Genomic DNA, 11,925 nt, shown 5'->3' on the forward strand with positions numbered 1-11,925 from the left:
AGATCACGCTTGAAGCCGCTCATCCACGAAGATCCGGGTTTCCCGGGCAGCCGAGGAGATCAGTTCACTTTGTGTCTGTGCCTGGCTTTTCAGTGTCTGTAAATCGTGATTGCCACCTTCCAGCCAGCGCAAGTTGATGCCGTCCAGCTCCCTTTCACGGCCGGTCATTTCGGCCGGCTTGCCAAACGGGTCTCTTGTTCCCTGTAGCACCAGCATCGGGCAGTTCAGATCGGGGAAGTGTGCGGTTCGCCAACGGTCCATTTTCCCCGGCGGATGGAACGGATAACCAAAACAGACGACCCCATCAATGCCATCCCGACGGCTGGCCAGTATGCTCGCCATGCGGCCGCCCATGGACTTGCCTCCGACCAGGATCATGCTTTTGCTCCCAAGCTCTGCGCGAATCTGGTCAATTACCCCGGAAAAATACTCCAGCAATACCGGCTCCCGGTCGGGCGGACGTTTCTTTCCATCCAGGCGTCGTTTCTGCATGTAGGGGAACTCAAAACGAACCGTTCCAATACCCTCACGCTCAAGCGCCACAGACAGCTCTTCCATGAACGGCGAGTCGGCCGGCGCACCCGCACCGTGCGCCAGAATCAGTACGACTTCCGAATGACTTTCACAGCCTTTGGTCTTAATCAACTCCACGGAATTCACCTCATCCAATTAAGCGACTATCATTGCACTCAGGCAACACACATTCCCTGCGCTGAAACAACTCCAAGAACGGCACTGAAAAGGAAGCCATGTTGCTGATTTCGGCGCATTTGACGGATGTCAGGAGTTGACCTGAGTCATTGCAAACAGCTAATCGTTTCTCCATACTTGCGCCCGCATATTTCCCCACTTTAAACCCATTGGTAAGGCTATGAGCACAGTAAATGCAAACCTGACATACAACTACAAGGTGGTGAGACAGTTCGCCATCATGACAGTGGTATGGGGTATTGTAGGTATGGCGCTGGGTGTGCTGATTGCAGCACAGCTGGTCTGGCCGTCCCTCAACCTCGACCTGCCCTTTACCCACTTCGGCCGCCTCAGGCCGCTGCATACCAACGCCGTTATTTTCGGCTTTGGTGGAAGTGCCCTGTTCGCTACCTCCTACTACGTGGTGCAACGCACCTGTCAGGCCCGTCTGATTTCCGATAGCCTGGCGTCGTTCACTTTCTGGGGCTGGCAAGCGATCATTGTCTCGGCAGCTATTACCCTGCCGCTCGGCCTTACCTCTTCAAAGGAATATGCCGAACTGGAGTGGCCTATCGATATCGCCATTGCCATCGTCTGGGTGACGTATGCTCTGGTGTTCTTCGGAACCGTCATGAAACGGGCTACCCCGCATATCTATGTGGCTAACTGGTTCTACGGTGCCTTTATCATTACCGTTGCCTGCCTGCACATTGGTAACAACATGGCGCTGCCCGCCAGTGCTTTCAAGTCCTACTCCGCCTACGCGGGCGTCACTGACGCCATGATGCAATGGTGGTACGGCCACAACGCGGTAGGCTTCTTCCTCACCGCCGGCTTCCTGGGTATGATGTACTATTTCGTTCCCAAGCAGGCCAACCGTCCCGTTTACTCCTATCGTCTATCGATCGTCCACTTCTGGGCCCTGATCGCAACCTACGTATGGGCCGGCGGCCACCACCTGCACTACTCTGCCCTGCCGGACTGGGCGCAGACCGCAGGCATGGTCATGTCCCTGATTCTGCTTGCACCGTCCTGGGGCGGCATGATCAACGGCATGATGACCCTCTCGGGCGCATGGCATAAGCTGCGCACTGACCCCATTCTGCGCTTCCTGGTGGTTTCCCTGTCCTTCTACGGCATGTCCACCTTCGAAGGTCCGATGATGTCCATCAAGACTGTGAACGCGCTTTCCCACAACACTGACTGGACCATCGGCCACGTTCACTCCGGCGCCCTTGGCTGGGTTGCCATGATCAGTATCGGCGCGGTTTACCACCTGATTCCCAAGCTGTGGGGCGTCCAGGCCATGTTCAGCACCGCCCTGATCAACGCGCATTTCTGGCTCGCGACGGTCGGCACCGTGCTGTACATCGTTGCCATGTGGGTAAACGGCATCATGCAAGGCCTGATGTGGCGTGCGGTCAACCAGGACGGCACCCTGACCTACAGCTTTGTTGAAGCACTGGAGGCCTCCTACCCGGGCTACTTTGTCCGCTTCCTTGGTGGCGTAATCTTCCTGTCCGGCATGCTCATCATGGCTTACAACGTGTACATGACTGTTCGCCAGAAAGATGCGGTTGCGCAGGACAACGCGGCAACACAGCCGGCGTAACGGGAGAGAGATCAGATGAAACACGAAATAGTTGAAAAGAACCTTGGTCTGATGATCGTACTGATTGTCCTGACCATCAGCGGTGGTTTTCTTGCCGAGGTAGTGCCCCTGTTCTTCCTGAAAGAAACCAATGAGCCGGTTGAGGGCCTCGAACCCCTGTCGGCACTTGAGCTGGAAGGCCGGGACATCTACATCCGTGAAGGCTGCCATGTGTGCCATACCCAGCAGATCCGCCCGTTTCGGGCGGAGACCGAGCGGTATGGTCACTACTCCGTTGCGGGCGAGTTCGTGTACGACCGTCCGTTCCTGTGGGGTTCCAAGCGCACCGGCCCGGATCTGGCCCGCGTAGGTGGTCGTTATTCTGATGCCTGGCAGCGCCAGCATCTTTATGATCCGCGCAGCGTTGTACCCGAGTCGAACATGCCGGCCTTCCCGTGGCTGTTCGAAGACCGGGTAGATCACACCAAGACCGCCGCGAAGATGGAGACCCTCCAGACGCTGGGCGTGCCCTATACCGATGAGCAGATTGCAGAGGCTTCTGCCCAGGTAGAAGGCAAATTCGAAATCGAGGCTCTGGTCGCTTACCTGCAACAGCTGGGTACAGTGATTTCAGACAAACGGTGAACCCATGGATATTAATGAGTTACGCGGCATTCACACACTTCTGGTAATGGCGGTTTTCCTTGGAATCGTCTGGTGGGCCTACAGCGCCCACCGCAAGAAGGCCAACGACGAGGCAGCTCACCTGCCCTTCGACGATGACGACGTGGAAAAGCGTACGCTCGAACAGGAAAAAACGGAGAAAAAAGAATGAGTACCTTTTGGAGCATCTGGATCAGTGTGATCGTGCTCGGTACCGTTTTCGGCTGCTGGTGGCTGCTTTGGGCAACCCGCAAGAGCCAGACGACCGATACCGAAACCGACCGCACCATGGGCCATTCCTTTGATGGCATTGAGGAATACGATAACCCACTGCCCAAGTGGTGGTTCTATCTGTTCCTGGCTACCTGTATTTTCGCACTCGGCTATCTGGCGCTGTACCCGGGTCTTGGCAACTGGAAAGGTCTCCTTGGCTGGACCGCGGTCAACCAGTGGGAAGCCGAAGTTGCTGAAGCCGAAGAGAAATACGGTGAGATTTACGCCCAGTACGGCCAGACTCCGGTTCCCGAGCTGGCCGAGAACGACGACGCGATGAAAATCGGTCAGCGTCTGTTTGCCAACAATTGTGCGGTCTGCCACGGCTCCGCTGCTCGTGGCCAGGTTGGCTTCCCCAACCTGACTGACGACGACTGGCTGTGGGGCGGAACGCCTGAAGCAATCCTGGAAACCCTGCACAATGGTCGTATGGGTAACATGCCCGCCAAAGGCACCATGCCCGGCATGACCAACGAGCAGGTAGACCAGGTTGTGAACTATGTTCTTAGCTTCAGTGGTCGGGAAAAAGACGCCGAAGCTGCCAAGGCAGGCGAACAGGTCTTCGCACAGGCTTGTGTGGCTTGTCACGGCCCTGAGGGTAAAGGTATGCAGGCTATGGGCGCGCCCAACCTGACCGACAATACCTGGCTCTATGGATCAACCTACGAGTGGATCAAGGAGACCGTCATGAACGGTCGCCAGAACCAGATGCCTGCCCAGGATCGTCTGCTTTCCGACGATCAGATTCAGATTCTCGCGGCTTACGTCTATAGCCTCTCGAACTGAGTCAGCCGGCCGGGGGCAATCCCCGGCCCGGTCTTTTCAACCCTGTGTCTGCACTGCGGGCACAGGCTTGAAAAGATCAGCAGCCTAAAAGCCTGTTGCCCCGCATCACCATTTTTCTGGAGGTAACGATGAGCAGTGAGATTCCGGTCAAACAGGTTGACCCATCCTCTGACCCCTCCGACAACAACAATAAATCCGGAACCGTCGAGCTATACGCCAGCCGCAAGAAGATTTACGTCAAGGAAGTCAAAGGCTTCTTTCAGCGCATTCGTAATGTCAGCCTGACACTGCTGATGGGCATGTACTTTGCCTTTGTCTGGTTCACCCTGGACGGACAGCCACTGATTCATTTTGACCTGCCTGCCCGTGAGTTTCATTTGTACGGGGCCACCTTTTACCCGAAAGATTTCATCCTGCTCTCGGGAATGCTGATTATTTGTGCCTTTGGCCTGTTCTTCATTACCACGCTATTTGGCCGGGTCTGGTGTGGCTACACCTGCCCCCAGACTGTCTGGACCTTCATTTTCATGTGGGTTGAAGAGCGCATCGAAGGCAGCCGGAACAAGCGGATGAAGCTGGACAAAGCTCCCAGCTCGGCAAACAAGATCGCCAAGAAGTCCGCCAAGCATGGGGTCTGGCTCCTGATCGCCCTGGCTACCGGCCTCACCTTTGTCGGCTACTTCTACCCGATCCGGGAACTGATCGCAGACCTGTTCACCTTGCAGGCCAATGGCTGGGCCTATTTCTGGGTTGCCTTCTTTACCGTTGCCACCTATCTCAACGCGGGATGGATGCGCGAGCAGGTTTGTCTGTATATGTGCCCCTATGCCCGCTTCCAGTCGGTCATGTTTGATCCCAACACCCGTGTGGTCTCCTACGATCCCAACCGGGGCGAGCCACGGGGTGGCCGTAAAAAAGGCGTGGATCCGGCGGAGGCCGGGCTGGGCGACTGCATCGACTGCGGCCAGTGTGTCCAGGTATGTCCAACGGGCATTGATATCAGGGACGGGCTTCAGTACGAATGTATTGGCTGCGCACTGTGTATTGATGCCTGTGATGAGATCATGGACAAGATGAATTACCCAAAGGGGCTCATCCGTTACACCACAGAGAATGAACTGGAAGGCAAGACCTCGAAGCTCCTGCGGCCACGAACCTTTGGCTATGGAGCGGTCCTCTCGTTGATGATTGCGGCGATCATCTTCACAATCGCCACGCGAGTACCGGCCCAGATGGACGCCCTTCGGGATCGCGGCGCCCTATACAGCTTCAATGGCGAAGGGCGAATTGAGAACTCCTACACGCTGAAAATTGCCAATATGACAGAGGTTCCCCAGACCTTCACTGTGGCAGTGACTGGCCTGGAGGGGATCCGGATCCTGACTGATACCTCGGTAACCGTTGAAAGTGGTGAAAACCGCTCACTGCCGACCGTTGTCGACGTGCCTCCGGAATCCATTACTGAATCCAACAACGAGATCCTGTTCAGAGCCCAGTCCGAGACAGATTCTTCGCTGAGTCTTGAAACTGAAAGCCGATTTGTCGGTCCAACGCGCTGATTTCCGATCGCGCGGACCTGACCGTTTATACGAGACACTGAGTTATGACAACTGAAACACCCGTAGCACCCTGGTACCGCCAGCCCTGGTTCTGGTTCCTGCTGATATTTCCGGGCGCATCCATCATTTACTGCGCCGTCGCAATCACCATCGCGATCAACACTGAAAATGCGATGGTTACCGACGACTGGTCCAAGGAAGGACGGGGTATCAATATGTCCATCGCCCGCGACCAGAAAGCGGTGGACCTGGGAATGGAAGCCCAGATCGATTTCCAGAACCGGAACATCACCGTGGACCTGAATACCGTTGACGGCCCGGCAGACTTCCCCTATCTGATTCTCAATCTGTTCCATCCAACGCTGTCCGACAAGGACCGTACGATCCAGTTCCAGCAGGTTGCCCCAGGACGCTTTGCCGGCAAGCTCCACAACGACATCGACGGCCGCTGGTACTATGACCTCCGCGGCCCGGCCAACGAATGGCGTCTCAAGGGCGAAGCCTGGTTACCCTCTGAAAGCGGCATAACGGTCAAGGCCGGGGAGTCTGCCCAAGGTTGACCAGCCTGAATTGTTTCCACTGCGGTGAACCGGCAGACGGTGAGCCGCCCATTACCCTTGAGCTCGATGGCACAACTCGTCACTTCTGCTGTCAGGGCTGCAAGGCGGTTTGCCAGACCATCCATAGTGAGGGCCTGACCGGTTTTTACGATTTTCGGACCAAACCGGCGGTCACACCGAAGCAACTGACGACCGCCGAAGTGAATCGCCTGAGAGAACTTGACCATCCCCTGGTTCAGGAAACCTTTGTTGTCCCGGTTAAAGGCGCGCAGGAAGCTCAGTTGCTGATCGGTGGTATCACCTGTGCGGCCTGTATCTGGCTGCTTGAAAACCACATGAAGCAACAGCCGGGTGTCGTGTCCTTTTCGGTGAATCACACCACACAACGTGCCCGCCTGGTCTGGTCCCAGGATCAGGCGCCTTTGAGCGACCTTCTGATTGCCATCCACGAGCTTGGCTACACCGCCCGCCCCTATCAGGCAGACGAGGCGGAACAGGCCCTCAAGGCCGAGCACCGGTCCATGCTTATCAGGGTCGCCATCGCAGGCATAGGCTCCTTCCAGAGCATGATGCTGGCATTTCCCCTGTACTTCGAGCTGGTCAACGATCTGTCACCGGAATTTGTCAGCTTTTTCCGCTGGTTCAGCCTGCTGGTGGCCACCCCTGTGGTTGTCTATAGTGCCGCCCCCTTTTTCCGTAACGCCCGCCGGGATATCCAGAGCCGACACTTGACCATGGATGTGCCGGTTGCCATTGCAATCGGGCTGGCCTACCTCGCCAGTGCCTGGGTAACCATAGTTGGCGGGGACGAAGTCTACTTCGAGTCCGTGTGCATGTTTACCTTCTTCCTGCTGCTGGGTCGTTATATCGAAGTGCAGGCCCGCTACCGCGCTGGGCTGACCGGTAACGCCCTTGCAGGGTTCCAGCCCACCGTTGCCACATTAGTGAACGGTGAGGATACGGACATTGTTCCGGCCCACCAGATCCGACCCGGCGATATCGTTCGGGTTCGCCCCGGTGAGACTCTCCCGGTAGATGGAGAGATCGTGCGGGGAGAGTCCACCCTGAACGAGGCCGCATTGACGGGCGAGTATCTGCCAGAAACCCGCCACCCCGGGGACACCGTTCATGCCGGCAGTGTAAACGGCGAGAATCCGCTCGACGTCCGGGTGGTGAAGGCAGGCGCACAAACCCGGCTTTCAGGCATTCTCCGGGTGTTGGACCGGGTGCAGTCCGAAAAGCCCCAGGTCGCGATGATGGCCGACCGGATGGCAGGGAAATTTGTCGGACGGGTGCTGATACTGGCACCGGTGGTCTGGATAGGCTGGTGGCTGGCCGGCGCCGACAATGCCTTCGACATTACCCTGTCGGTGCTGGTGGTAACCTGCCCCTGCGCTCTATCGCTGGCAACACCGACGGCCATCACATCGGCGACAGTCAGGCTTCGCCGCCTTGGGTTCCTGCCTACCCGGGGCCATACCCTGGAATCGATGAACACCATTGATACCGTGGTGTTCGACAAAACCGGAACATTAACCCGCGGAGAACTCAGTCTCACTGGTACAAATGTTGTCGGCAGTATGGATGAAGAGACCTGCCTGAAGCTTGCAGCCGGCCTCGAGAAGTATTCCGAGCATCCGATTGCCAAAGTATTTCATCGGCGAACCACTGCTGCTGTTGAACATGTGGAAAATCATGTGGGCGGGGGACTTTCGGGGCAGTTTGGGGGCATGCGACTTTTTATCGGTCACCGGGGGTTTGTAGAGAGGCACACCTCTGCGCCAGCCCCACAGGTAGAACATCATCAGGGAATGGAGATCTGGCTTGCCTCAGACCATGAATGGCTGGCCGGCTTCAGGCTCGACGACCAACCCAGGGATGACGCCCGAGCGGCCATCAAGTCTCTTCAGGAAGCTGGCATTCGCACTGTTCTGCTGAGCGGGGACCGCTCCGGGCATGTTGAGCAGGTAGCTGGCATGCTGGGCATTGATGAAGCGATCGGACAGGCCTCTCCGGAAGAAAAGCTGGAAGTGCTGCAGAAGTTGGAATCCGAAGGCCGGCATATCATGATGGTTGGCGACGGGCTGAACGATCTGCCCTCCATGGCCGGTGCCGGAATCTCGGTTGCCATGGGCACAGCCGCAGACCTGACACAACTGAAGGCCGATGCGGTTTTGTTGAACGGCCAGCTACTGCAACTGGTCGAGGCCCTGAAAGCAAGCCGTCAGACACGGCGCATCATCAGGCAGAATCTCTGGTGGGCACTTGCCTACAATGTCTGCGCGTTGCCCCTCGCGGCGGCAGGCATGGTGCCCCCCTGGCTGGCAGCGATTGGCATGTCCCTCAGTTCCCTTGTGGTTGTGTTAAATGCGCTGAGACTCGGCAAGGCACCACCTCAACCGAGTCAGCACAATCCGGCGGTTGGCGCCCAGGCCCTGTCCTGATACCGTAGCCTTATACTCATTTCTGCGAGGTTTCACCGTGCAAATCGTAATGTTCCTGGTACCGGTGATGCTCATCCTGGTGGCCCTGGGCATCGTTCTGTTTTCGTGGGCGGTCAAGAACGGTCAGTACGACGATCTCGAAGGCCCTGCCCACCGGATACTCTACGATGATGACAAGGACATGATCCCGGACGACGCTCGCACCGATAAACCGGCTGCAGAGGAACAAACCTCGGAGCAGACAGCTGATGTCAGCAAGACCGCCACTCCGGATGAGGATAAGTCCCAGCAAGGATGAATCCGGAACTCTACCTCAGTTACCCGAGTGCCTTCCTGATCGGACTGCTCGGCAGCACACACTGCCTTGGCATGTGCGGCGGCATCAGCGCTTCCCTCTCCATGGCCTTGCCGGTGGGCCGGGGGTTCCGTTTCCGGCAAACGGTAATGCTTCTGGCCTTCAACTTCGGGCGCATCGGGAGCTATGTGCTGATCGCCACACTGGTTGCGCTGGCCAGTACTTCGGCCGCCAGCCAATGGGCGGCTGCGGGCCTTGTGCTTCGGACCCTGGCGGGGATTCTGCTGATCTTTATGGGGTTGTCCATGGGACAGTGGTGGCAAGGGATTCGCTACGTGGAGCGGATCGGTGCTCCAGTCTGGGCACGCCTTTCACCCCTGACCCGTCGCTTCCTGCCCGTGAATCACGGCGGACAGGCACTTGCGCTTGGTGCGCTCTGGGGCTGGCTGCCCTGCGGGTTGGTTTACAGCACATTGGGTTGGGCGGCATTGCAGCCAACGGTGGGCTCTGCCGCCCTCACCATGCTGTTTTTCGGGCTTGGCACCCTGCCCTCCATGCTGGCCACAGGGTTCGCGGCCAACTGGATCCGCGGCTTGCAGAGCCACCAGTTGTTCCGGAAAGTCACTGGCGGCCTGCTTATCCTGTTCGGCCTCTGGACACTGCCTTTCCTGCATCTCGCCGGACACTAACCGGCTAGATATTCAGTACATCCAGACGCCCGAAGTCCGTTTGTGCCTCAGGTTCCGCCGTCTGAACGGCCTGGCGCTTGCCCCCGAGGCGCTTGCCTTCCTTGAAATCGAAGAGATTGGTATCCGCCAGGTGCGAGGGTTCCACATTGCACATGGCGCGGAACATGGTCTCCAGCCGACCGGGGTGCTGTTTATCCCAGGTCTGGAACATGTCCTTGATCACCTGGCGCTGAAGATTCTCCTGGGAACCACACAGATTGCACGGGATGATGGGGAACTCCCGAAGACCCGCATAACGGGCTATATCTTTTTCCCGGCTGTACGCCAGCGGCCGGATAACCGTGTTGCGGCCATCGTCACTGTGCAAAACCGGAGGCATGGACTTCAGCTTGCCTCCGTAGAACATATTCAGGAAAAGGGTTTCCAGCAGATCGTCCCGATGATGGCCCAGGGCTATCTTGGTAACCCCGTGCTCCTCCGCAAAATTATAGAGAATTCCGCGGCGTAGCCGGCTACACAGACCGCAGGTAGTCTTCCCTTCAGGGACTTTTTCCTTAACAATACTGTAGGTGTCCTTCTCGATGATGTGATACTCGATGTCCATGGAGGACAGATATTCGGGCAATACCTCCTCCGGAAAGCCGGGTTGCTTCTGGTCAAGGTTGACGGCAATCAGCTCGAACGAAACCGGGGCGCTCTTCTGCAGGTTGAGCAGAATATCGAGCATGGCGTAGGAGTCTTTGCCACCGCTGAGGCAGCACATGACTTTGTCGCCGGCTTCAATCATCGAGAAATCGGCAATCGCCTGCCCGACTTCGCGGCGCAGACGTTTCTGCAGCTTGTTCAACTCCAGTTTCTGGCGGCGCTCCCGCTCTGGGTTGAGGGACTGTTCGGAACTGGCGATCATTGCTTCGGACATACCAACTACGTTCATAAGGCAAGTGGACGTGGGATTATACGCGTCACATGGATTCAGGGACAGGATACCGACATGGATATGTTGCAATCGAGTGAAGAGGTCGCGGGCAAACGGGAACAAAACCGGATCCGGAACCGCAGGGCGATCCTGCATGCCGCCCGGGAGTGCTTTCGAGAACGGGGGTACGAAAACTCGACCATCCGCGACATCGTACGCCGTACGGGCCTTGCCGCCGGCACTTTCTACAATTATTTTTCCAGCAAACAAGATATCTTTGCCGCCCTGCTCACCGACTTCCTGACCAACCTGAACGACAATCTCACCCGCCATCGGCGCTCGGCAAATACCACCGAGGATTTCATCCACTATGCCTATCTGGCCCTTTTCACCGCGACCGCCAGGGATCCACTGGTTTATGAGCTGGCGCATCGCAATGATCGTGCGCTTCGGGAACTGTTCGGTTCGGATATTCTCGGTTTGACCATGCTATCCCTGGAGGACGATGTCCGCGAGGCGATGGAGCGAGGACTGCTTCCCCGGATCGATCACGAATACCTGTGTGCCGCTTTTTTCGGCGTCGCCTACGAGACCAGCCTGACTCTCGCAAGACGCGCCCACAGCAACCCGGAGTCGGCGGATACTGAAGCGTTGACCGCAACCCGGTTTTCGAGCGCTCTGTTCATGGGCGGCCTTCCCGGGCTGGCTGCACTTCCCTGATAGCCGGGAGTGGCCTACCATGGGCTCTATGACAGACAGCCATTCCCCGATAAATGCCTCTTATCCCGGAGCAGAGAATGAAGATGACTGCCTGGAGCAGCAGATTCAGCACCTGCTGGTAGCCGTTGAGCACGAACTCAGGTCGGCACCGGCAGGCATGAACGAATTATCGCTGATCAAGGCGCTTCAGAAACCGCCATGGGAACTGCTTGGAGACGTTGTTTTCAGCGAACCGGAAAAGCTCTACCCGGTTCATTTTCTGTTGTTCCATGTACTTTACCGTCTCCGGGACCAGTTGTCCGAGGCCGGCGAGAGCCTCACGATTTCGCCTCTCAACGTACGTATCGAAGCGCAGACTGTGGTCAGTGGCGAGGGGGTGCCCGACAATGTCGACGCACTTCGCCATTTCTATCTGGACCTCTCTCAGTACCGCCTGCCAGAGGAAGCTATTCAACAGATGATGAATGATTTCTGGGCAGGAGCCCCTGGCCAGGCACCTGCCCAGTCCGAAACAAGGGAAGCAGCGGAAGCATTGGGCTTCAAGTCTGTTCCCACGGACTTTCCAACGGTCAAGAAGCGTTTCCGCCGGGCAGTGATGCACGCCCACCCTGACCGCGGCGGCAAGACCGAAACCATTCAGCATCTCAATCAGGCCTTCGCGGTACTGAAAGCCCATTTCCGCCATAGCATCTGACCGGTCTGTTCGAGCTGGCCGGAGAACAGAAACACAGGAGACGAT

Annotated in this window: 13 protein-coding genes; 11 read left to right on the top strand and 2 right to left on the bottom strand. The window is 57.3% G+C overall.

All coding sequences use genetic code 11. The annotated features are described in order from the left end of the window. Window positions 1–3: 3 nt before the first annotated feature. Window positions 4–651 (bottom strand): alpha/beta family hydrolase, encoded by a 648-nt coding sequence (locus tag ACO06L_RS05125; RefSeq protein WP_202347486.1) that lies wholly within the window; start codon window positions 649–651, stop codon window positions 4–6. Window positions 652–871: 220 nt separating this feature from the next. Here ACO06L_RS05125 and ccoN point away from each other — a divergent pair, with 220 nt between their 5' ends. The 9 genes from ccoN (at window position 872) to ACO06L_RS05170 (ending at window position 9,550) form a co-directional block, all read left to right on the top strand. Continuing rightward, window positions 872–2,302, top strand: coding sequence for a cytochrome-c oxidase, cbb3-type subunit I (gene ccoN / locus ACO06L_RS05130; RefSeq protein ID WP_064230200.1), 1,431 nt, complete (start codon window positions 872–874; stop codon window positions 2,300–2,302). 15 nt (window positions 2,303–2,317) lie between these two features. Next, window positions 2,318–2,926 carry a cytochrome-c oxidase, cbb3-type subunit II gene (ccoO, locus tag ACO06L_RS05135; protein WP_064230201.1) on the top strand — a complete coding sequence of 203 codons (609 nt, stop codon included), beginning with the start codon at window positions 2,318–2,320 and terminating at the stop codon, window positions 2,924–2,926. A gap of 4 nt (window positions 2,927–2,930) precedes the next feature. Then, complete coding sequence (locus ACO06L_RS05140; RefSeq protein ID WP_064230202.1) at window positions 2,931–3,116, top strand: CcoQ/FixQ family Cbb3-type cytochrome c oxidase assembly chaperone; 186 nt, start codon at window positions 2,931–2,933, stop codon at window positions 3,114–3,116. Beyond that, complete coding sequence (ccoP, locus tag ACO06L_RS05145) at window positions 3,113–4,003, top strand: cytochrome-c oxidase, cbb3-type subunit III (RefSeq protein WP_064230203.1); 891 nt, start codon at window positions 3,113–3,115, stop codon at window positions 4,001–4,003. The genes ACO06L_RS05140 and ccoP overlap by 4 nt, the downstream gene beginning before the upstream one ends. A gap of 128 nt (window positions 4,004–4,131) precedes the next feature. Then, window positions 4,132–5,562, top strand: a complete 1,431-nt coding sequence (gene ccoG, locus ACO06L_RS05150; RefSeq protein WP_202347485.1) for a cytochrome c oxidase accessory protein CcoG — start codon at window positions 4,132–4,134, stop codon at window positions 5,560–5,562. A gap of 44 nt (window positions 5,563–5,606) precedes the next feature. Beyond that, the gene (locus tag ACO06L_RS05155) at window positions 5,607–6,122 is read left to right on the top strand and encodes a FixH family protein (protein ID WP_202347484.1); all 516 of its coding nucleotides are present in this window, start codon (window positions 5,607–5,609) and stop codon (window positions 6,120–6,122) included. Then, window positions 6,119–8,566 carry a heavy metal translocating P-type ATPase gene (locus ACO06L_RS05160; RefSeq protein ID WP_202347483.1) on the top strand — a complete coding sequence of 816 codons (2,448 nt, stop codon included), beginning with the start codon at window positions 6,119–6,121 and terminating at the stop codon, window positions 8,564–8,566. Before ACO06L_RS05155 ends, ACO06L_RS05160 begins: the two co-directional genes overlap by 4 nt. A gap of 37 nt (window positions 8,567–8,603) precedes the next feature. Further along, window positions 8,604–8,864 (top strand): cbb3-type cytochrome oxidase assembly protein CcoS, encoded by a 261-nt coding sequence (ccoS, locus tag ACO06L_RS05165; protein ID WP_064228984.1) that lies wholly within the window; start codon window positions 8,604–8,606, stop codon window positions 8,862–8,864. Next, window positions 8,861–9,550, top strand: coding sequence for a sulfite exporter TauE/SafE family protein (locus ACO06L_RS05170; protein ID WP_064228983.1), 690 nt, complete (start codon window positions 8,861–8,863; stop codon window positions 9,548–9,550). The genes ccoS and ACO06L_RS05170 overlap by 4 nt, the downstream gene beginning before the upstream one ends. A 4-nt stretch (window positions 9,551–9,554) precedes the next feature. On the opposite strand, the gene ttcA is transcribed toward ACO06L_RS05170, so the two are convergent. Then, window positions 9,555–10,469, bottom strand: coding sequence for a tRNA 2-thiocytidine(32) synthetase TtcA (gene ttcA, locus ACO06L_RS05175; protein WP_202347482.1), 915 nt, complete (start codon window positions 10,467–10,469; stop codon window positions 9,555–9,557). Between the two features lie 72 nt (window positions 10,470–10,541). Between ttcA and ACO06L_RS05180 the strand changes: the two genes are divergently transcribed. Continuing rightward, the gene (locus ACO06L_RS05180) at window positions 10,542–11,186 is read left to right on the top strand and encodes a TetR/AcrR family transcriptional regulator (RefSeq protein ID WP_064228981.1); all 645 of its coding nucleotides are present in this window, start codon (window positions 10,542–10,544) and stop codon (window positions 11,184–11,186) included. A gap of 28 nt (window positions 11,187–11,214) precedes the next feature. Continuing rightward, window positions 11,215–11,880, top strand: coding sequence for a DNA-J related domain-containing protein (locus ACO06L_RS05185; RefSeq protein ID WP_202347541.1), 666 nt, complete (start codon window positions 11,215–11,217; stop codon window positions 11,878–11,880). Window positions 11,881–11,925: the final 45 nt, after the last annotated feature.

The organism is Marinobacter sp., assembly GCF_965229985.1.
GTDB lineage: Bacteria > Pseudomonadota > Gammaproteobacteria > Pseudomonadales > Oleiphilaceae > Marinobacter.